Annotated in this window: 22 protein-coding genes; 8 read left to right on the forward strand and 14 right to left on the reverse strand. The window is 45.3% G+C overall.

Annotated features, from left to right (window positions below; genetic code table 11):
• Positions 1–679 precede the first annotated feature (679 nt).
• On the forward strand, positions 680–1,789 hold the full coding sequence (gene ald, locus KO473_RS03760) for an alanine dehydrogenase (protein ID WP_005809488.1): 1,110 nt from the start codon (positions 680–682) through the stop codon (positions 1,787–1,789).
• A gap of 96 nt (positions 1,790–1,885) precedes the next feature.
• Here the strand turns inward: ald and KO473_RS03765 are convergent, their stop codons facing one another.
• The 7 genes from KO473_RS03765 to KO473_RS03795 all read right to left on the reverse strand — a co-directional run bounded on the left by KO473_RS03765 (position 1,886) and on the right by KO473_RS03795 (position 7,288).
• A complete protein-coding gene (locus KO473_RS03765; protein ID WP_032530194.1) occupies positions 1,886–2,830 on the reverse strand; it encodes a nitronate monooxygenase family protein in 945 nt (314 codons plus the stop codon).
• A gap of 58 nt (positions 2,831–2,888) precedes the next feature.
• Positions 2,889–3,593 carry a DUF4858 domain-containing protein gene (locus KO473_RS03770; protein ID WP_005776237.1) on the reverse strand — a complete coding sequence of 235 codons (705 nt, stop codon included), beginning with the start codon at positions 3,591–3,593 and terminating at the stop codon, positions 2,889–2,891.
• 151 nt (positions 3,594–3,744) lie between these two features.
• Complete coding sequence (locus tag KO473_RS03775; RefSeq protein ID WP_005819122.1) at positions 3,745–4,257, reverse strand: DUF4943 family protein; 513 nt, start codon at positions 4,255–4,257, stop codon at positions 3,745–3,747.
• A gap of 36 nt (positions 4,258–4,293) precedes the next feature.
• The gene (locus KO473_RS03780) at positions 4,294–5,334 is read right to left on the reverse strand and encodes an outer membrane beta-barrel protein (RefSeq protein WP_005819120.1); all 1,041 of its coding nucleotides are present in this window, start codon (positions 5,332–5,334) and stop codon (positions 4,294–4,296) included.
• Complete coding sequence (locus KO473_RS03785; RefSeq protein WP_005776233.1) at positions 5,318–5,869, reverse strand: RNA polymerase sigma factor; 552 nt, start codon at positions 5,867–5,869, stop codon at positions 5,318–5,320. The genes KO473_RS03780 and KO473_RS03785 overlap by 17 nt, the downstream gene beginning before the upstream one ends.
• A 194-nt stretch (positions 5,870–6,063) precedes the next feature.
• Positions 6,064–6,903, reverse strand: coding sequence for a carboxylating nicotinate-nucleotide diphosphorylase (gene nadC / locus KO473_RS03790; protein WP_005809499.1), 840 nt, complete (start codon positions 6,901–6,903; stop codon positions 6,064–6,066).
• A complete protein-coding gene (locus tag KO473_RS03795; protein WP_005776230.1) occupies positions 6,896–7,288 on the reverse strand; it encodes a DUF4783 domain-containing protein in 393 nt (130 codons plus the stop codon). Before KO473_RS03795 ends, nadC begins: the two co-directional genes overlap by 8 nt.
• Before the next feature lie 96 nt (positions 7,289–7,384).
• Between KO473_RS03795 and rlmH the strand changes: the two genes are divergently transcribed.
• Positions 7,385–7,858: a 23S rRNA (pseudouridine(1915)-N(3))-methyltransferase RlmH gene (gene rlmH / locus KO473_RS03800; RefSeq protein WP_005776229.1), complete on the forward strand. Its 474-nt coding sequence runs from the start codon at positions 7,385–7,387 to the stop codon at positions 7,856–7,858.
• Positions 7,859–7,867: 9 nt separating this feature from the next.
• Here the strand turns inward: rlmH and queF are convergent, their stop codons facing one another.
• The 4 genes from queF to KO473_RS03820 all read right to left on the reverse strand — a co-directional run bounded on the left by queF (position 7,868) and on the right by KO473_RS03820 (position 10,502).
• Complete coding sequence (gene queF, locus KO473_RS03805; RefSeq protein ID WP_005776228.1) at positions 7,868–8,323, reverse strand: preQ(1) synthase; 456 nt, start codon at positions 8,321–8,323, stop codon at positions 7,868–7,870.
• Positions 8,324–8,337: 14 nt separating this feature from the next.
• Entirely contained in the window at positions 8,338–8,997 is a 660-nt protein-coding gene (queC, locus tag KO473_RS03810; protein ID WP_005809507.1) for a 7-cyano-7-deazaguanine synthase QueC, read from the reverse strand.
• A gap of 40 nt (positions 8,998–9,037) precedes the next feature.
• On the reverse strand, positions 9,038–9,718 hold the full coding sequence (locus KO473_RS03815) for a queuosine precursor transporter (RefSeq protein ID WP_005776226.1): 681 nt from the start codon (positions 9,716–9,718) through the stop codon (positions 9,038–9,040).
• A gap of 280 nt (positions 9,719–9,998) precedes the next feature.
• Positions 9,999–10,502 carry an RNA polymerase sigma factor gene (locus tag KO473_RS03820; protein ID WP_005809512.1) on the reverse strand — a complete coding sequence of 168 codons (504 nt, stop codon included), beginning with the start codon at positions 10,500–10,502 and terminating at the stop codon, positions 9,999–10,001.
• Positions 10,503–10,665: 163 nt separating this feature from the next.
• Here KO473_RS03820 and KO473_RS03825 point away from each other — a divergent pair, with 163 nt between their 5' ends.
• Positions 10,666–11,955 (forward strand): DcaP family trimeric outer membrane transporter, encoded by a 1,290-nt coding sequence (locus KO473_RS03825; RefSeq protein ID WP_005819118.1) that lies wholly within the window; start codon positions 10,666–10,668, stop codon positions 11,953–11,955.
• Between the two features lie 333 nt (positions 11,956–12,288).
• On the opposite strand, the gene KO473_RS03830 is transcribed toward KO473_RS03825, so the two are convergent.
• Complete coding sequence (locus tag KO473_RS03830; protein WP_005819116.1) at positions 12,289–13,782, reverse strand: OmpP1/FadL family transporter; 1,494 nt, start codon at positions 13,780–13,782, stop codon at positions 12,289–12,291.
• Between the two features lie 222 nt (positions 13,783–14,004).
• On the opposite strand from KO473_RS03830, the gene KO473_RS03835 reads away from it, so the two are divergent.
• Positions 14,005–15,015 carry a 2-hydroxyacid dehydrogenase gene (locus KO473_RS03835; RefSeq protein WP_005819114.1) on the forward strand — a complete coding sequence of 337 codons (1,011 nt, stop codon included), beginning with the start codon at positions 14,005–14,007 and terminating at the stop codon, positions 15,013–15,015.
• 169 nt (positions 15,016–15,184) lie between these two features.
• On the opposite strand, the gene KO473_RS03840 is transcribed toward KO473_RS03835, so the two are convergent.
• Positions 15,185–15,727, reverse strand: a complete 543-nt coding sequence (locus KO473_RS03840; RefSeq protein ID WP_005776124.1) for a protease inhibitor I42 family protein — start codon at positions 15,725–15,727, stop codon at positions 15,185–15,187.
• Between the two features lie 240 nt (positions 15,728–15,967).
• Positions 15,968–17,779, reverse strand: coding sequence for a helix-turn-helix domain-containing protein (locus tag KO473_RS03845; protein WP_005819112.1), 1,812 nt, complete (start codon positions 17,777–17,779; stop codon positions 15,968–15,970).
• Positions 17,780–18,029: 250 nt separating this feature from the next.
• Here KO473_RS03845 and KO473_RS03850 point away from each other — a divergent pair, with 250 nt between their 5' ends.
• The 4 genes from KO473_RS03850 (at position 18,030) to KO473_RS03865 (ending at position 21,355) form a co-directional block, all read left to right on the forward strand.
• Entirely contained in the window at positions 18,030–18,734 is a 705-nt protein-coding gene (locus KO473_RS03850) for a pirin family protein (RefSeq protein WP_122130556.1), read from the forward strand.
• Positions 18,735–18,751: 17 nt separating this feature from the next.
• Positions 18,752–19,459, forward strand: a complete 708-nt coding sequence (pdxH, locus tag KO473_RS03855; protein WP_005819109.1) for a pyridoxamine 5'-phosphate oxidase — start codon at positions 18,752–18,754, stop codon at positions 19,457–19,459.
• A 71-nt stretch (positions 19,460–19,530) separates the two neighbouring features.
• A complete protein-coding gene (locus KO473_RS03860; protein ID WP_005819108.1) occupies positions 19,531–20,256 on the forward strand; it encodes an MBL fold metallo-hydrolase in 726 nt (241 codons plus the stop codon).
• Between the two features lie 19 nt (positions 20,257–20,275).
• A complete protein-coding gene (locus KO473_RS03865) occupies positions 20,276–21,355 on the forward strand; it encodes a DUF4468 domain-containing protein (RefSeq protein ID WP_005776117.1) in 1,080 nt (359 codons plus the stop codon).
• Positions 21,356–21,357 lie beyond the last annotated feature (2 nt).

A 21,357-nucleotide genomic window follows, 5' to 3' on the forward strand; every position in this document is an offset into this window, starting at 1 on the left:
TGCAAAAATACATTATTCCTGCCATATCAGAAAACAGAAAGATGGATTTTATTCCTGCCTGCCACGGCTCTTTCACCACGCCTTCCTCTCATACAAAAAATACGTTTCGATCTTCCATCTTCCACCTTTTAGAATGCATATCGTTGATTGTAAGATGTATAGATTGGTGGAAGATGCGGTTTTTATGCCATTTATCTTCCACCCCCATCTTCCATCTTCCACCCGCTGTTTTAGGGGGCATTTTAGTAGTAACTATTTGGAAAACAAATGGATATATCCAATTTCTTATCCGTTCATCTCTCTAAAAGCATTTCATTTCCCTTACTCTCTTTAGTGCAAATGGTCGGATCCTTATCTCAGCCCCGGCATGCGGGCTCATCGGCCCGGGTATGCGGGCTGGGATAAAGAGTTGTATGACAATGGTTAATCTACTACACTTCTCCGGTAATAGCCAGCCGGATTCTTTCTTAAAAAAGAAACAACGAAGCACTGCTTCCGCATCGCTGTGTGCGAATGGAAGGTTTTGCGGGGGGGGACAAGGGAGGAAGGCGGTTGTTAAATGAAAGAGCCGTGCCTGCACCTCTACTATCATTCTGCTGTAAAACATCCGTATAAGGATAACAACATAAGCAGAATTTTCTTACATTGTGCCATGTTTAACCCTTAATAGAGTAACGTTATGATTATCGGAGTACCTAAGGAGATTAAGAACAACGAGAACCGGGTGGGCATGACGCCCTCGGGAGTTGCCGAATTAGTGAAACGCGGACATACTGTATACATACAGCACACCGCAGGAGAGAACAGTGGTTTTCCGGACGAGGCATATATAGCCGCAGGAGCGCAGATCCTGCCCACTATGGAAGAGACGTATGCCGCAGCCCAGATGATAGTGAAAGTGAAAGAACCTATCGCACCGGAATACAAGCTGATCCGCAAGGGACAGTTGCTGTTCACTTACTTCCATTTTGCCTCCGATAAAGAACTGACTCTTGCCATGATAGAAAACGGCTCGGTTTGCCTTGCTTACGAAACGGTAGAAAAAGCTGACCATTCTTTACCCTTATTGATTCCTATGAGTGAGGTAGCCGGACGCATGGCTATACAGGAAGGCGCCCGTTTTCTGGAAAAGCCGCAAGGTGGAAAAGGTATTCTGCTGGGAGGTGTACCGGGTGTGAAGCCTGCCAAAGTATTAATTCTCGGCGGAGGCATCGTAGGCAGCAATGCAGCCCAGATGGCAGCCGGACTGGGAGCAGATGTCACAATTGCAGATATCAACCTGGCCCGTCTTCGTTATTTGAGTGAAACACTGCCAAAAAATGTAAAAACCTTATATGCTTCGGAACTGAGGCTGAAGAAAGAGTTGCCGGACGTAGACCTTGTAATAGGCTCGGTCTTGATTCCGGGAGACAAGGCTCCGCACCTGATCACCCGCAGTATGCTGAAGATGATGCAACCGGGTACAGTATTAGTGGATGTAGCTATCGACCAGGGAGGATGTTTCGAAACTTCGCACCCCACTACCCATAGTGAGCCGACGTATGTGGTTGATGGAATCGTACATTATGCCGTAGCCAATATTCCGGGAGCAGTGCCTTACACTTCTACATTGGCACTGACCAATGCCACTCTGCCTTATGTAACAGCACTGGCAGGAAAGGGGTGGAAACAAGCATGCAAAGAAGATCCGGCACTGGCTTTGGGATTAAATGTGGTAGAAGGGAAAGTGGTATATAAAGCAATAGCTGAGGTATTCGGGCTTAAATACGAGCAATTGAATTTAGAATAACAAGTAATACCACGGAGTAACACAGTTTCACGGAGCAGAATCATAAAAAGAAGAACTCCGTAAGACTCTGTGTTACCCTGTGGTGGAATGATCCGTTTATAACAAAAAAGAAGATACCTTGTCCGAAGCTCTGCGGTATCCCTCCAACAATTCTTTCATTACCTCGTCCACACTTTGCCTGCGGCGGAACAGAGCAGCCACCTGCCCTATCTCAAGCTCTCCTTCTTCCAGATCACCTTCGAAGATGCCTTTCTTGGCGCGTCCTCTGCCCAAAAGTTCACGAAGTTCTTCGGCAGAAGCTCCCCGCGCCTCAGCCACTTCCACCTTATCACGGAACGAATTGGTCACAAGACGGGTAGGCGCCAGTTTCTTCAGCAATAATTTGGTATCGCCTTCGTTCAACCGCAAACAATATTCCTTGAAAATATCACTTGCCGAACTTTCATCCGTCAGAGCAAAACGAGTACCTATCTGAACTCCTTCGGCCCCTAACGCCATCGTGGCGAAGATGGCCTCACCGGTACCAATCCCTCCGGCCGCAATCAAAGGTAAAGTAGTGGCTTCACGTACCGCAGGAATCAGACAAAGCGTCGTTGTCTCCTCCCGACCATTATGCCCGCCAGCCTCAAAACCCTCAGCTACCACGGCATCGACTCCCGCCTCTTCGCATTTCATGGCAAACTTAGAAGAAGAAACGACATGTGCCACCGTGATGTCACGCTCTTTCAGCCAGCCGGTCCATGTCTTCGGGTTTCCGGCAGAGGTAAATACGATTTTAACCCCTTCTTCCACAATGATATTCATGATCTCCTCTATCTGGGGATACATCAAAGGAATATTTACCCCAAAAGGTCTGTCTGTGGCTGCACGGCATTTACGAATATGTTCACGCAAAATATCGGGATACATCGAACCGGAGCCTATCAACCCCAAACCGCCCGCATTACTGACAGCCGAGGCAAGCCTCCAGCCACTACACCACACCATACCGCCCTGAATAATGGGATACTGAATACCGAAAAGAGAAGAAATTCTGTTCATAGTCATATCGTTTTTGAAAAAAGAAGGCAAGAATCCTCCTATTTATCTTTTAACAAATTCAATGTATAATCGGTTCAGGAAGCAACACCGTTGTAGAATCACCATACGCTTTCAAAACTTCCAGTGTACGCGCCCTCCGTTCACGTCCTTTTTTGTCCCAGAAATCTTTTGTGAAAATAGTCATCAGGTCAAGACCTCCGATAGTGCCTCCACTCACGGTTACTCCACTTTTGCCAAGCTTCATGGCAGAGGTATGCACCATACTCTGCGTAGTCACCATCCTGCCATTGGCACGTTCGCCAAACAGATTATGCCGTAACCCACTGGAACGGATTTCCTCGTATGAACTGCGGATGCCTTTATCATATACATTCTTAGCCCAGTTGGAAGGGACGGTCTCATAAAACTCGACAAACGGATCTCCCCGCCACGTATCGGCATCCACCTGTATCTTTTTTTGGTAAATAGGGTCCCAGTTATATTTGGTATTGGCCGTATAAGGCCGGAGAGTCAACACAATTTTCTTTCTATCAAGCACTTGTGGAAGCGTCTCGTCCAATTTCAGACCGGGCTTCTCCTTCGACATTTTGGGAGCACCCGGCAAGCTGTTGAAATCAATCTGTTTCACAGCATCCATATTCAGCTTGATATCCTCTTGGCCGTTCAGGATGCGTTGCAGATTCAATGAATCCTTCGCAGTCCATTGGGCACGGGCTATCAGGACCATCGGACATAACCATATAAACAATATCAAACGCTTCATTCTTCTACACTTATTTAATAAGATGAAAGTACCTGCTTCGCATGTTCCTGTCTTTGAATTCCTTTACGTGGCTGTTCATCGGGCATAAAGGATCACTGCCGCCCCTGAAGACAGCACCAGAAAGTCGATACGTTTCATCTGATTTAGTTTTTTACCACCAACGGTATCCACTCCCGCAAAGGGGCTCGTCAAAGCATGCGTCAATGGTCCATGCCGTACGAGGATACTGCCTGTTTTCCCACCAGCGACGATACCGGGCAGCAGCATCAAGTAACTCTTCATCGGTCAGGAAATAGATGCCCTCGTAGTTCTCGGCATTGGCTCTCACCATTTTGCAGCCAAACGACGCATAATGCCCTAACCGAATGGTTTCTACGATCCACAACATGCACTCGCCCAACCGGACCTTACCGCTATAGTAAGCAGATACCGGCGGAAGCGGAAAAGAAGCAACCTGAGTCAGGTCTTCCGCATAATTCAGCAATGCCGGAATATCCTTCTCCGTAAATTTAGGCACTTCTACAAAGCCCTTCGGGCTCTTGGTATTATAGTTCCCCGCTTTGAGTTGCCTTACGAAAAGGTCTACATCCGGGTTATTGTAATCTAATGTCTCTTCGCTGCAACTTACACAAGTAAGCAATGATAAAACAACCGTGAGCAGCATAAAAAATGTTTTTTTCATAACGTCCGTACTAAATGGTTAATAGGTCATGCGCAGACCGCAAATCAGGTTAAAATTCGTAGGCCGTGCCGAACGTACTGTTTCCAGCTTGGAGTCTGTCTTGAAATGGTGCGACACTCCCGGTTCGGCAAATAAAGCCAGTTTATCATTAATTTTATAGTTCACTCCCACTCCTGCGGTAAGGGCCAGTTGCACAGGCTCCTGTTTGAAGCTGTTATCGGGTGCTCCCGCTATGCACTTATCCGCAACTCCACCTACAGAAGCATATATATCTAACTTCGGCATTTCCGCAAGTGTCACGTTCAGTTTTACGGGAATTCCCAGATAATGCAAGTTCTGTCCGGCACGCAAACTGGAATATAATAAACCGGTTTCTACGGCTAAATGTTTATTTATTTTTTTCTCTACCGTCAGACCGACCGTAACAGGCATCTTATATTTACCATCTCCGGCAGGCAATGCGGTACCGACTGCCGCCTTTACAGCCCATGTCCGGGCTTTAGCGGTCATAGCCGTATAATCGGAAGACGGGGATTCATCAGCAGAATTTACTAAGGTCTGTCCATCTCCGCCGGCCTGCCAATAGTTTTTATCCGGATGATTATTTTGTCCTCTGCGTGTAGTCGTTGCAGAGAAGCTGAATGACATGGAAACCGTAACCGAAACCGAATCATCATCTTCGTCCTGATATTGGGCCAGAGTACCGAAACGCTTAGGCGTCGGTTTACTCAAAACAGGCTCGGAATGTACGGGAGTGAAATCCTGTTTCACCACGTCACCATCCAGGTGAGTCGCATTTCCGCTGACAACCGCTACCTGGGTAAAGGCTTCTTCTATCTCCTCTTTCGGAGAGAAGAACCAAAAAGCAGCCGATGAAGCAGCCAGTACCAGCAGTACGGAAGCGGCTGCCGCTACGCGGAAGAAAAACACCTTCCGACGATGGCAACGCACCATCACCTCAGAATTCAATTCTTCCCAGAAACCATCCCGCACAGTCATCTCGGCGTTGCCCAGACGGGAACGGAACAGATCGGTTATTTCATCATTTTCTCTCTTCATGATTTCTATATTCTTTAATCCTTTTTGCCAATAAAAACTTTGCACGGTGCAACTGCGAAGTGGATGAATGCTCCTTAATACCCAACATATCGGCTATCTCTTTGTGAGACTTTTCCTCAAACACGTAAAGGTTAAAAACCGTCCGGCAGCCATCGGGCAAGTCTGCGACAAACTTCATCAACTGTTCTTCGGATATCGGTCCTGCCTCCCCTCCTTCCGGAAGATCGGGAATATCAGGAAGCTGATCCTCGTGTATCACCAACTGACTGATCCGTTTTTGCCTTCGCAGGTAATCCAGTGCCTGAGTCACCATCACCCGGGTCACCCATGTTCCGAGCGAAGACTCACCACGAAACGAAAAGTTGGTGAATATTTTGATGAAACCGTCATGCAGTACATCGTGCGCCGCTTCCATATCGCCCGTATAGCGGAAACATACCGCCAGCAATTGCCTCGAGTATAGGGTATAAAGTTCCTTACGGGCCGAATCCTTTCCTGCCCGACAGCCCTTTATCAGTTCTATCTCGTTTTCCAATGTCAATTGTCTTTTTAAAATCGAACGTATGTCTGCGTCGTTTGTCTATTAGACGCAAGGATGCAACGAATGCTGCAAACAATAGTGCAAAAAGAAGTTAAAGAAACAATAAACGATGAATAAGCCTTTGCATCAATGCGTAGCCTGTTCATCGTTTATCACTTAAGAACGTTTATCGCCGACCGTTCAAAATGTCAGCATGCCTTGAAACTCATATCGAGTCCCTTTACCGAATGGGTAAGGGCACCTACCGAAATAAAGTCTACACCACACTCGGCATAGTCACGGAGTGTATCGAACGTGATACCACCGGACGACTCGGTCTCATATTTTCCTCCGATCATCTCGACAGCTATCTTTGTATTTTCGGGAGTGAAGTTATCGAACATGATGCGGTCTACCCCACCGATATTCAACACCTGCTGAAGTTCGTCGAAATTGCGCACTTCGATTTCAATCTTGAGGTCTTTTCCTTTTTCCTTGCAATATTCTTTAGCCCGGTTGATGGCCTTATCAATGCCACCGGCAAAGTCCACGTGATTATCTTTCAGAAGAATCATATCGAAAAGTCCGATACGGTGGTTGACACCCCCGCCAATCTTTACCGCCGCTTTCTCAAGCATACGGAGTCCCGGAGTAGTCTTACGGGTATCCAACACACGTGTTTTGGTTCCTTCCAGCTGCTTCACGTATTTGCGTGTCATAGTGGCAATGCCGCTCATACGCTGCATCACGTTCAGCATCAGACGTTCTGTCTGAAGCAGAGACTGAATTTTACCTTCCACAACCATTGCCACATCACCCGGCTTCACTTCGGCACCGTCGTTGATAAACACCTCAACTTTCATAGTCGGATCGAAACGGTGAAATATTTCTTTGGCAATTTCGATACCGGCCAATACACCGGCTTCTTTAATCAAAAGTTTCGATTTTCCCATTGCAGTGGCGGGAATACAGGAAAGTGTTGTGTGGTCGCCATCGCCTATGTCTTCGGCAAAGGCCAGATCAATCAGTCTGTCTATTAACTCATTCATTGGTTTTATCTATTCTTATTTGATTTATAAAATATTTGTTCTGTACCCTGCGGAAGAAGCAGTTCACCCGGAAATTGCCGTTAGCAGTGGTCAGGGTACCGATAATAAAACTCGACTCCTCTCGCTTACCTTCGTGATTTACATTAAAACCACTCACCTTGTTGCTATTAAAGAAAGAAGCAAGTGTCCCTTCAGCAGTCTGTTTGTCGACGCTTGTCGAGCGATTCTGAATCACCAGATCCACCTTCTCTCCCAAATACTTGTTCAGTTCTTGGGAGTTTCCTTTCTTAAACGCCACGACCACGCCCACCGGTATGTCCTGTGCGAAGAGCGAAGTTACAGCGAATACGAGTCCGGCCATCCATAAAAGTACCCGTTTTTTCATAATCACAAGTATTATCGATACGCAAAGGTAAGTATTTAATGCTAAAAACAACATTTTTTTCTTATTTTTGTGCAATAAACAAGAGTTTGCACTTGAATGAAAACAACCCTTATCGTCGTAGGACGGACTGTAGAGCAGCATTATATTACTGCAATTAACGATTACATAGAGCGTACCAAACACTTCATTTCTTTCGATATGGAGGTGATTCCCGAACTGAAAAACACGAAAAGCCTCACCCCGGAACAACAAAAGGAGAAGGAAGGCGAACTGATAGGCAAAGCCCTCCAGCCGGGAGACGTGGTAGTGTTGCTGGACGAGCACGGAAAAGAGATGCGTTCGGTGGAATTTGCACGCTGGATGGAGAAGAAGCTGGTAAACGTCAACAAACGCCTGGTATTTATCATAGGAGGACCTTACGGATTTTCACAAAAGGTATATGATGCGGCACACGAAAAGATATCCATGTCGAAAATGACTTTTTCGCACCAGATGATCCGCCTGATCTTTGTAGAACAGATGTATAGGGCCATGACCATACTGAACGGCGGGCCCTATCACCATGAATAGGGTTATCCCCTATTCATGATTCATCAACCGCCGGGCAGCCATCTCTTCATATTTCGTTCCGGGGCGACCATAGTTGGCATACGGATAAATCGAAATACCGCCGCGGGGTGTAAAGATACCGGTCACTTCAATGTATTTGGGGTCCATCAGACGGATCAGGTCTTTCATTATGATATTCACGCAATCTTCATGAAAAGCACCGTGATTGCGGAAGCTGAACAGATATAGCTTAAGGCTCTTGCTCTCCACCATCTTCACATCGGGCAGGTAACTGATACGTATTTCGGCAAAATCCGGTTGTCCCGTTATGGGGCACAAGCTGGTAAACTCCGGACAATTGAAACGTACCCAATAATCGTTCTCAGGATGCTTGTTATCGAAGGATTCCAATACTTCGGGAGCATAATCCTGCTTATATTCGGTCTTTCTTCCCAGTAAAGAAAGCTGGTCTTTCAGTTCAGTCATAATCTATTAATCATTTAACGGTTTCTTTTACTTAAATACTCTTCCAGCCCCTGTTTCCGCAATTTGCATGCCGGGCAGTGTCCGCACCCGTCGGCAGGAATCCCGTTGTAACAGGTCAGCGTCTCGTTCCGTACAAGATCGAATACGCCGAGTTCGTCCGCCAATGCCCAGGTTTCGGCTTTATCAATCCACATCAACGGTGTATGGATAACAAACTGTTCGTCCATCGCCAGATTCAGAGTGACATTCAACGACTTGATAAACGAGTCGCGGCAATCGGGATAACCACTATAATCGGTCTGCGAAACTCCGGTAACCAAGTGGAAAGCTCCCTGTTCACGGGCAAAGACAGCGGCAATACTCAGAAAGAACAGGTTACGTCCCGGAACAAAGGTGTTCGGGAACGAATCTTCCGGCTTGTCTTCGTCCATTGAGATGCTGGTATCCGTCAACGAATTGCTTCCAAGGCTCCCGATAAAAGAGGTGTCCATCACATGAAACTCCACTCCTGCCCTTTCGGCTATTCCCCGGGCCAGTTCTACCTCGTGTGCATGTTTCTGTCCGTACAGGAAACTAAGCGCATATACTTTGCTGAAATGCTTCTTCGCCCAGAAGAGACACGTTGTAGAGTCCTGTCCGCCACTGAACAGAACTACTGCTGAATCATTTTTCATCATTTATTTTCTTGAAAAAAGTGTTTTTAAGTTCTCCTTATTATATATCCTTTACCTTAAGTACATTATAGGAGATGTCGGTATCATAAACATCGCTCCCGTCAATTCTCTTAACGGCTTTCACGACACGGATGGTGATCGGAAGGATAATCACTTCGTAAAGGGACTTCAGCACAATCTGAGTGCCCATCATCACCAACAGCTCGGGCCAGGCAATCAGTCCGCCGAATGCGATGGGAAAGAAGATCAGTGAATCGGCCGTTTCTCCCACTACCGTAGACCAGATGGCACGGGCAGAAAAATTACGTCCGCCACTGGCCACTTTCATTTTACTCATGACATAGGCATTGAGAAATGAACCGACCAGAAAGGCCAACAGACTGGCTACAACAATGCGGGGAGCCATGCCGAACACAAAATCAAAATGCTGTTCGCCTTCCCAGAAAGGTGCTGCGGGCAACGCCACGGCAATCAGCCCGAGCCCTACCACAAAGAAGTTCATGGCAAATCCGCTCCAAATAATCAGACGGGCCTTTTTAAATCCCCATACTTCGGCTATACAGTCATTGATAATATAGGATATGGGAAACACCAGCAATCCGGCAGTAACAGTGATACTGCCAACCTGAATCACTTTGGTTTCGAGAAGGTTTGCTGCAATCAGACAGACGTTGAACAGAATGCCGAGCAACATGAAGGGTATAGATACTTTTTCTTTCATAATTCCTGTTTTTTACGTGGTGTTCTAGAATACACGACCGCTATTCACGGCATCATACGTTTACGGGCAGCAAAGGTAGCAATTCTTTTTTAATCGACAAAATAACAATATATGTAACGGGGCATTACATATATTGTTATCGCGATAACATATAATGTAATGCCCCGTCCGGGTACAACATAACAAACACTTAACACACTATTCTTTTTACTCTTGTCACAGAGTTACAAAAGCCCATTCATACTTCCGGAAAATCCGGCATCGATCTTAATAAGCGCTCTTACGAGAAGTCTTTCAAATCCTGCTGTAATCTTTTGCGGATCAGGAACAGACGGCTCTTGATAGTCCCTACCGGCAAATCCATCTTCTCAGCTATCTCACGATACTTGAATCCGGCAACAAACATCAGGAAAGGCTTCTTCAACTCTTCGGGAACGGCATTAATCACCTTATAGAGTTCCTTCAGATCGTAAATTGTTTCAAAGCGGTTGCCGTCCTCACCTTCCGTCATGGTTTGCGCATAGAGATTATAGGTGGAATCGGTCATATCCACTTCACGTAACGACTTACGGTAATTATTGATAAAGATATTGCGCATGATGGTATACATCCATCCCTTGAAATTCTGGGTATGCACAAATTTCTCTTTGTTGTCCAATGCCTTCAACAGACAATCCTGTACCAGATCATTGGCCGACTCCCGGTCAGCAGTCAGTTTATAGGCAAAATGTTCCAGTTCGGGCTGCATAGCCACTATCTTATGGGTAATATTCATCTTTTCCATTGCTCTTCTTTCTTTCTGATTATCGAATATGCAAAGATTCGCATTTTAAACGGTCTGTCCTATAGCAATTCTTCCGCATAATTTGGCGATTTTTCCCTCGGCCCTTCAACCATTTCCCATTTAAGTTGTTCAATAGGGCAATTCACCTAAAACTTAACTTATAATGAAAACATTTTTTAGATCTGTAGCTATGCTACTCGGATTGGGACTCTTGCCTGTAGCGGCACATGCCCAGAAAAAAGTAATCATCGAAGATGAAGAACCGAACTCCGTGATGTTTGTATCGACCGACAAAGCCGGAGACGAGATTATCCGGATCATGAACGAGACGCGTCTTCCGCGTTTCCAGGAACCGAAGGCTCCACGCTTCGTACTGACCGACCGGCAAGGAAAGTTCGCACTGGGTATCGGCGGATATGTACGGGCAACCGCCGAATATGACTTCGGGGGAATTGTGAAAGATGTAGACTTCTATCCGGCGCTGATTCCTAATAAAGGATCTGCCGACCATGCACGCAATCAGTTCCAGATGGATATCAGCACTTCGACTCTTTTCCTGAAACTGGTGGGACATACCAAACGTCTGGGTGACTTCGTGGTTTATACTGCTGCAAACTTCCGCGGAGACGGAAAGACTTTCGAGTTGCAGAATGCTTATGCTACCTTCCTCGGCTTTACTCTGGGATACAGCTATGGTAACTTTATGGACCTTGCCGCCCTGCCTCCTACCATCGACTTTGCAGGCCCTAACGGCTCGGCTTTCTATCGAACCACTCAATTGAGCTATATGTGTGACAAGCTGAAGAACTGGAAATTCGGCGTCGGTGTCGAAATGCCATCGGTAGACGGTACCACGAATCAGTATCTCACCATCAACACCCAGCGTATGCCCGACTTCACTGCCTCAGCACAGTATAACTGGAATGCCAACAGCCACCTGAAGTTAGCTGCCATCGTTCGCAGCATGACTTATTCAAGTTCCGTAGACAATAAGGCGCACTCAAAAGCCGGATACGGACTTCAAGCTTCGACTTCCTTCAACGTGACTCCGAAATGGCAAGTATACGGACAGGTGAATTACGGAAGGGGTATCGGACAATACCTAAACGACTTGAGCAACCTGAATGTGGATATTGTTCCTAACCCGGAAAAAGAAGGGCGCATGCAGACGCTCCCCATGTTGGGATGGTTCGCCGGATTGCAATACAACATCAGCAAAGATGTATTTGTATCGGGCACTTACAGTTTGTCACGCCTCTACTCGGAACACACGTATCCAAGCGATGTACCCGATATGTACCGGAAGGGCCAATATCTGGTAGCTAACCTGTTTTGGAACGTAACCAGCAACTTACAGGTAGGCGCCGAATATCTGAGAGGATGGCGTACGGACTTCAGTAGCAATACCCGTCATGCCAACCGCATGAACGCATTGGTACAATATTCGTTCTAGCTTTTTATAAATCTCTCTGAACTCTAACGTAAAAAAAGTCCAAGGACGAACCCAGCCCCGTCTCTGTTATTACTCTACGGAGATGGGGCTAAAAATAAAATTTCACCACACAGGGATTATCATCTTCCACTCTTTTACTTAATGCCTGGCTGCAAGAAACGCATGCAAAGCTCAATGCTGCAAAGAAAAGAAAAAATGTGTCTCTCATATCGTTCGGGATTAGAACACAAAGATAATCTTAATATAGGAGGTTAAATGAAAAAGGACCGGATTATTTGAGTAATCCGATCCTTCTTGAGAGTTATATTAATAAAGATTAGTAGAAGCCTTGTATCAGAACTTATAGTCGAGACCGATACCGAATACTTTATTGGTACGAGTAAAGACATCCTTTCCAGGCGTTCCTGTACCATTATAGCTACTCATATCTTTAGTATATTTGTCATAATCAGTCCAGAAATAAGCAACGTTCAGTTTCAAGTTCTTAGCTACATTGAAACCTGCGCCAAAACCATACGAGTAAGAACTTACCGCAAAGCTCATATCACTCTGATAATTGTCTTTCACCCCATATTTAGTACGTTGCATACCGGCACTTATCTGTGCCCACTTGCAAATATCCCATTCCATACCGGCAAGATATTCATTCGTTCCGTTGCCAATATAATTATGTTTATCGACCAAAGCACCGGTAGCAGGATCTTGTACAGTAGCCATCTTTGCATGTGTATCAAAGAAATGGTGATAACCTACCGAAGCACGTAATACCGGCAAGATTTCATAAGACACACCGACAGTCAGCAAACTAGGAATATCATGTGGAGTATTAACGCCATCCCGATAGTTTGCGAATTTATCTTTTGTCGGATCGGCAGGAGCGGCAGGCAATGTACCCTTCGTTTTATTTTCAACGTTTAATTTTGTATTGAATTCATATTTCACGCCTACATTCCATTTGCCCATTTTAAAATCAGCACCAATAATAGGAGTAATTCCCCATCCTGACTGTTTACAGTCAAGTTCCATATCGGCAGTCTCACCTGCTACAGCCGAAGCTCTTGCAGCATCAGTCATATATTTGATATATTCAGGAGAACCCGGCTCAAACTTTTCAGCAGCAGCCATTGCACCGGCAGCTAAAGTAGTAAAATAGTTATTCAGATTTACCAGTTTATCACCTCCCCCGATATTTGCCTGAATATCTTTCAAATATCCCGAATATGCATTACTTACATAATTAATACGTGCGCCACCAAAAACAGACAGATAATCCGTAATCTTATAGGTAGCTCCCAACTGCAAACCGAAGATGTACTGTTTACCTTCCATAAAGCTATTAACAGAATATTTATCTGCTACAAAACCTTGTTCTTTCAACAACTTCGGAATCATGGCTACCTGTGATTCAAACGAACCCAATCCTTCATTAAAAGTAGCTTTACCGCCACCGCCGGTAATGGCAAAGTTAGCCGAGAATGCCCACTTATCCTTCTTATAAACTGCAAATACACTGGGAACAAACGGAGCCGAAGCTTCACCTTTATATACTTTTGTAGCGTTTCCGCCAAAGCCTGCAAACGGAGCGAAAGTAGAAGTGATGGTTCTTGTTTGGAAAGCACTCTGTCCGTTGAGAGACAGATGAAAACCATCTTCCATGAAAGCGACACCTGCCGGATTGGAATATACTGCGTCAATTTGTGTAGAAGCATCACGAGCCAACATTCTCAAAAACAATACGTGCTGATTGGTATTTGTCAGGAGACCTCCCGCAAAAGTTGAAGTTGAAACGATTAGCAACCCGATGCTAATCAAGAATAATTTTCTCATCTAAATCTTTTTTAAGTTATTTCGGGCGCAAAGGTACAATAATATTGCACATGACGAATATTTCTGTGCATCTAATTACGTTTTCACCAACAAATTAATTGAAAACACAAACTGTTTCGATTGAAACGAACAAGAAAACATCATAAGAAAAGACACTCAGAAAGCCAAACATTACTCCATTGCTAAACGTTTTTATATTATAGAATATAAAATAAGAAAACTATGGCATATACAATCGCATTTTTTGGTACCAAACCCTACGATGAAGCTTCTTTCAACGAAAAAAACAAAGAATTCGGATTCGAACTCCGATTTTTCAAAGGTCACTTGAACCGGCACAACGTGCTGCTGACCCAGGGAGTGGATGCTGTCTGCATTTTCGTGAACGACACAGCTGATGCTGGAGTAATAAAAACAATGGCCGCCAACGGGGTAAAATTACTCGCTCTTCGCTGTGCCGGATATAATAATGTAGACTTAAAAGCCGCTGCCGAAAACGGAGTAACCGTTGTCCGTGTCCCGGCCTATTCACCGTATGCCGTAGCCGAATATACGGTTGCCCTGATGCTTTCACTCAACCGGAAGATTCCGAGAGCTTCGTGGCGTACACGGGATGGGAACTTCTCTCTGCATGGACTGTTAGGTTTCGATATGCACGGAAAAACAGCAGGTATCATCGGTACGGGAAAGATTGCAAAAATACTGATACACATCCTCAAAGGATTCGGCATGAACATATTGGCCTATGACCTATATCCGGATTATAACTTTGCACGGGAGAACCAGATAGTATATACGACGCTCGATGAATTATACCACAGCTCGGATATCATATCATTGCACTGCCCGCTCACTGAACAGACAAAGTATCTGATCAATGACTACTCGATCAGCAAAATGAAAGACGGAGTAATGATCATCAATACCGGACGGGGACAGCTGATTCATACCAATGCGCTGATCGAAGGATTAAAAAATAAAAAGATCGGTTCGGCCGGACTGGATGTTTATGAAGAAGAAAGCGAATACTTCTACGAAGATAAATCGGACCGTATCATCGACGACGATGTGCTGGCACGTTTGCTGTCATTTAATAACGTGATCGTAACTTCTCATCAAGCATTCTTTACCCGCGAGGCTCTGGCTAATATTGCAGCAACGACTTTGGAGAACATACGGGACTTCAAGAACCGGAAACCTTTAGTGAATGAAGTGAAACTGGGCAATGCTTAGAAAAGAGCAACACGAAAAAGTGATGTGTAACAAACAATAATGCCTGCCACTTCTTTCTCAAGAAACGGCAGGCTTAATCCAAGGGGGGGGAACCCGGATGAAATACATAATGTCCGGGATTACTATTTAGCATTCTCTATTTATGTGCCTTCGGTTCACCCTTTTTTCATCAGTATTCCACAATGCTCTCTAACAAAGGCTCTCCCTTCAGAGGAGCATAAATAGTTACTTTAGCAAAACCATACTTGGGCTCGCGGGTTACTGTTTTAGTCATACAGATGAAGCGGTAGTTATAGCCGCTTACCAGTTGTTTGGCAACCAGAAGTGGAGTGTAATCCACCCCTTTCAAAGTCATGCAGGTCTGAAACAATTCTTTATCCTGATCCGTCAACGGTTCAAATTCTCCCCAGCCTCCTATTATTATATCCGCTTTCTCGGAAGTAACCACTGTATAAGGGAATACGTCTTCGTAAAGAACTCCCGTGGCATCACGATAATAGGCAAACTGAATCTCTACCTGTCCCGGCTGCAAAAACTGGAAAGTAAAAGACTGTACAGACATTCCACCCAAGGTATCGGCATCTTCTGACAATTCCTCCACAAGGGCAACTCCACCAGTCAGGCGTACTAAAGCGTAACGATAACCAGTACCTGCATGTGAGGTACGTTTGATGGTGATTGTATCACCTACTTTGAATGCTTTCCTAATCATAACAATACGTGTTTTTTAAAAGATTAACTCTGTGAAATTTTCTAATAGCCTGATGCAGTGACCGGCCTTGCTGAGAATAATCTGCCGGGAGAAAACTCCCGGCAGATTTTGGGTACAGTACATCACCTAAACCAGATTCGTTGATGTGGTTCAAAGGTAAAGGGAAAGATTTACAGATCAAAATACTTGAAGTGGGTTATTCTCTCATTTTTTCACTCTTAGTCTCTCATTTTTTCACTTTCAGTCAGTAATTTCCTTATTACTAACACGTTGTACTCCTACCTGAAAATCGGTAGGAGTCACCCCAAATTTACCGGAAAAGAGACGATAAAAAGATTGGGTAGACATTCCACACTCCTGGGCTATCGTGTCTACTGTATAATCGGGGTAATCTTTCAGCATCTTGGCAGCATACTCCAAGCGAAGATTATTAATGTATTTTGAAAAACTCATTCCGGCATATTGCTTAAAAAGCGGCGCAAACTTATTCTTGGGAATGTAGATTGTCTTGATTAACTCCTCTCTCGAAAAGTCCGGCTGAAGATATAACTGCCGGTTAATGATTTCACGCTCCAGTTTGTCGAACAGCATTTTATCGTGTACCGCATTGTTATCTTCCGTCTCGGGCTCCGGATCGACAGGAACATCCGACTTTCCGGGCTCTTCTGCCTGCAATGCATTTCCATCTATATACGCCCGTACTTCCCGCTCTTTCTGTAACTGTTCTTTCAATAGATGGTTCTCCTCTTTTTTCCGGTAGAGTTCTTCTTTGTATATCAGCAAATCCTCAATGGTTCCTACCATCGCCTTATTCTTACAGCGTATGGTACGGTTGTGCCGGAAGGTTCTCCATAAAAGTATCCCTAACAGAAAAACAATACAGACCACAAATATCAGTAGGGCATTTCGCATCCGCATATCAGCGGCTTGCTGCTGAATAAACATATCCTTTTCATTCGTTTCATAAACCGCTGCCAGTTCCAATGCAGCACTTTTCTGCTCTCTGGCCTTAATGCTATCACGCAACACAGCCAGCTGTTCAAAATATCTTGCAGCAGTCCGGTAATCACCTTTATCCCGATAGGCACGCCCAAGGGACTTCTTAATGGTGACCATATAATAATTTACCGTATCTTTCCGCGTAACATATACCTTTTCACGAGCGGAATTCATACGGATCACCTGATCATACATCTTCCGATCGAACAGATAAGGCATAATCAGGTAGTCATCTCGATCGTATTCCTTACTTACTGACAAAAATAGCCGGTAATAGCGGTCAGCCTCTTCCGACCGCCCCAACCGGAAAAGAACCACAGCGTAATGGGCGTACATCGCCTTTTTTTCCTTTCCGCTCAATCCCTCCATCGGTATCTCACTGCCGGTCTCTTCCGTCACAATCCTTTCTAATGCAGCCAGTGTTTTCAGGGCCTCTTCACTACGCCTGTCCGACTCCTGGAATATCAGCAAAGTATTGTAATTATAGCGCAGGTTATCGTACTTATATGGGTAATCTGTTTTTTCCATCATCGCTACCGCCTGCTCCATGAATTCATATCCCTTATCCTTATTACCCTGATAATAGAGCATCTTCCCCATATTAAACAGAGCAACGGACTGCATCGCTTTATCATCACACAGCTCAGCCCTCTTCAAAAGCAAGTCCACATACTGTGCCTTTTTATTCTCATTGTGCAAACAGTCGTAACACGAAATCATACGGTGCACCTGTTCCATATAGTTTTTATCACTATTGAGCACCGAGTCACTTTCCAAAGCACGCTTATAGAATTTCAACGCCCAGTAGTATTGCCCTACATTGAAATACAAATCGCCTTCCACCACATCCAAACGGAACGGAGGAAGCGACTTCTGTTTCCTCAACTGCTCCATGATCTGCTGCGCTTTTTCAAAGTCGGAGAATGTATACTTATATACGTTGTCATCTGTAATCAAACTGTCTGGTAAAGAAAACATTCCGGCGCAAACAGACACCGGAGATATAAAACAATGAAGCAGTACTAACAGAATAACATACAATAACTTTCTCATATCTTCTTACTATTGGCGGATTTTGGAAGCACAAAAATAAGATAATAATATTTTCAACAAAATTTTCTCCGGCTCATATTTACCGAACGCATTCAAATCTCTTCTGTTTGCCGGATTTCAGGAGCCTGATTGTTTCACTTCTGAAACCGCCTCCTTCCCCTTGTTCCTAATAAAAAAGTGAACGCTTCAAACCATTTATACTTCCCAATTGTTTGGCTTATAGAATACATTTTAAAAGAAAGGATACATTATGAAAAAGGTAGTTCACCGCTCGGATACCCGCGGACGATCTTTATATGACTGGCTTGACAGCCACCACAGTTTCAGCTTTGATGAATATTATAATCCCGAACGCATCCACTTCGGCGCTTTACGGGTGCTGAATGACGATCGTGTCGCACCGGGAGAAGGTTTTCAGACCCACCCACATAAGAATATGGAAATCGTCTCCATCCCCCTAAAGGGATTTCTGGCACACGGAGACAGTAAGAAGAACAGCCGTACCATCACTGTTGGCGATATTCAGGTGATGAGTGCCGGAACAGGCATCTATCATAGTGAAATGAACGGCAGCAAGTCGGAACCTGTGGAGTTTCTACAAATATGGATCATGCCCAAAGAACGAAACACCCACCCACTCTATCAGGATTACGACATCCGGGGGTTGCTGAAAAAAAACGAACTGGCCCTGATCTTGTCACCGGATGGCAGTACACCAGCCAAACTGCTACAGGACACCTGGTTCTCGATGGGTGAAGCAGAAGCCGGTAAAACGCTTGAATACAAGATACATGGAACGGATACGGGAGTCTACATTTTCCTGATCGAAGGAGAAGTAAAAATAGACGATATCATCCTGACCCGCCGCGACGGATTGGGAATCTCTGAAACCAAAAGCTTTGAGATAGAAACCCTGAAAGACTCCAAGATATTACTGATAGAAGTACCGATGTAAATTTAAAGTAATTGCTTATGTCAACCGATCATACGTCCACACATCCTGATTCCCCTCTTCACGGAAGAGGGGTCGGGAGTGAGACTATCAACCTCGCTGCCATCCGGCAGGAGTACACTAAAGGCGGGCTGAAGGAAGGAGATCTTCCCGACAACCCGCTTTCTCTTTTCAACCGATGGCTGCACGAAGCTATCGATGCACAAGTAGAAGAGCCTACAGCCATGCTGGTAGGTACCGTATCCCCCGAAGGGCGACCATCGACCCGTACCGTATTGCTAAAAGATTTACATGACGGAAAATTTATCTTTTATACCAATTATGAAAGCCGTAAAGGCAGTCATCTGGCAAAGAATCCGTATATTTCCCTCTCTTTCGTCTGGCACGCGCTGGAAAGACAGGTACACATTGAAGGCATTTCCTCAAAAGTCCCTGCCAGTGAATCCGATGCCTACTTCCGCCAACGCCCCTACAAAAGTCGCATCGGAGCACGCATCTCTCCTCAAAGCCGTCCGTTGAAAAGCCGGATGCAATTGATTCGCAGCTTCGTTGCAGAAGCTGCCCGATGGGTAGGCAGAGAAGTGGAACGTCCGGTACACTGGGGAGGCTATGCCGTCATCCCTGAACGAATCGAGTTCTGGCAGGGTAGAGCCAACCGACTGCATGACCGCTTTCTCTACACCCTCCAAGCGGACGGAAGCTGGCGGAAAGAGAGGCTTGCCCCTTGATATTTCCGGTTATTGTACTTGCGCAACCAACAAATAATACGTAATATTGCATTCATAAAATACATCCGCTTATGATTCTGGATTATATATACCACAGCGGGTTTGCCATCGAAGCAGAAGGTGTAACCCTTATCATTGATTATTACAAGGACTCTTCGGAAACGGAACGAAATAAAGGTATCGTACACGACCGTCTGCTCCAACGACCCGGCAAGCTGTATGTACTTGCCTCACATTTTCATCCCGACCATTTTAACCGGGAAATACTGACCTGGAAAGAGCAACGTCCCGACATCATCTATATCTTCTCAAAAGATATCCTGAAGCATCATCGGGCACAAAGTGAAGATGCGATCTATATTAATAAAGGTGAGGAGTACGAAGATGATACACTGCGCATTCAGGCTTTCGGTTCTACGGACGTAGGCATCTCCTTCCTGATTCATCTGCAAGGGAAAAGCATCTTCCATGCCGGTGACCTCAACAATTGGCATTGGAGCGAAGAGTCTACCGAACAAGAGATACGCAAAGCCGAAGGCGACTTTCTGGCAGAAGTGAAATTTCTCCGGGAATCTGCTCCGGCCGTCGATCTGGTAATGTTCCCCGTCGACCGCCGAATGGGAAAAGATTATATGAAAGGTGCCCAACAATTCATCGAACGAATAAAAACTACTATATTTGTACCCATACACTTCAGCGAAGACTACGAGGGAGGTAATGCTTTCCGGTCTATAGCCGAAGCCGGTGGATGCCGTTTCATCACCATCACTCACCGGGGCGAAAGCTTTGAGATATAACTAAATAAAACATACGATTATGAACAAACTGACACAATTTTTTCTCGTGTTATTTATGATTTGCCTGCCTGCAACCCTTTGGGCAGACAATGACAAAGATGATGATGACAGCAGATACCTTGCGGGCGCCGTGCCCGAAGTTGACGGACGGGTAGTTTTCAGCCGCGAATTCAGCATTCCCGGCATGTCACAAGACGAAATCTATGAACGGATGCTCAAGTGGCTTGACGGACGCATGGCCCAGAACAAAAACAATAGCCGCGTGGTATATAAAGACCAAGGTGTCATTGCCGCAACCGGCGAAGAATGGCTGGTATTCAGCTCTACCGCTCTTTCTTTGGACCGTACTTGGCTGACCTATCAAATCACCGTCAACTGCCAGCCGCAGAAGTGCACAATGGAAATAGAAAAAATCCGCTACACTTATCGTGAAAAAGAAAAATATACAGCCGAAGAATGGATCACCGATAAATTTGCTCTGAATAAAACCAAAACCAAACTGGTACGTGGTCTTGCCAAATGGCGCAGGAAGACGGTAGACTTTGCCGATAACCTTTTTGAAGAGGCAGCAAAAGCACTGAGCCAAAAACCTCAGGAAGCCGCAGCAGCAGAAGCCGCTCCGAAAAAGCCGGCAGTAGTGACCGCTCCGAAAGTTGTGGTAATCGGTGGTGAAAAAGAAACTGAAAAGGTAGAAAAAGCAGCTACGGTTACCCCCGCAATCCCTGTTACCCCTCCAAGCACAATGCCGGGCTATAAAGAGGTAGCTCCCGATCAAGTTCCTGCCAACGCCATCCAGATGGGTGCAGGCCGACTGGTGATCGCTATCGGCTCCGATCCTTTCAACATGACCATGATGACAGCTAACGCCGGAGGATCCATAGGAAAAATTTCCGGAAGCCCTGTTGTATTCAGTATCCTCTCGCCCGACCAGCCTTACGAGCAATTGGAGAAAGCAGAGACATATAGCATACGTTTCTATCCTACAGGACAAAGCGAGCCGTCTGTCATACTGGAATGTCAGAAGCTGCCTGCCCCGACACCAATGGAAGGACAGCCCAGAACTTATGCAGGTAAAATAACAAAAGCATTTATGAAATAAAT

It is taken from the genome of Bacteroides sp. HF-4919 (genome assembly GCF_018860125.1).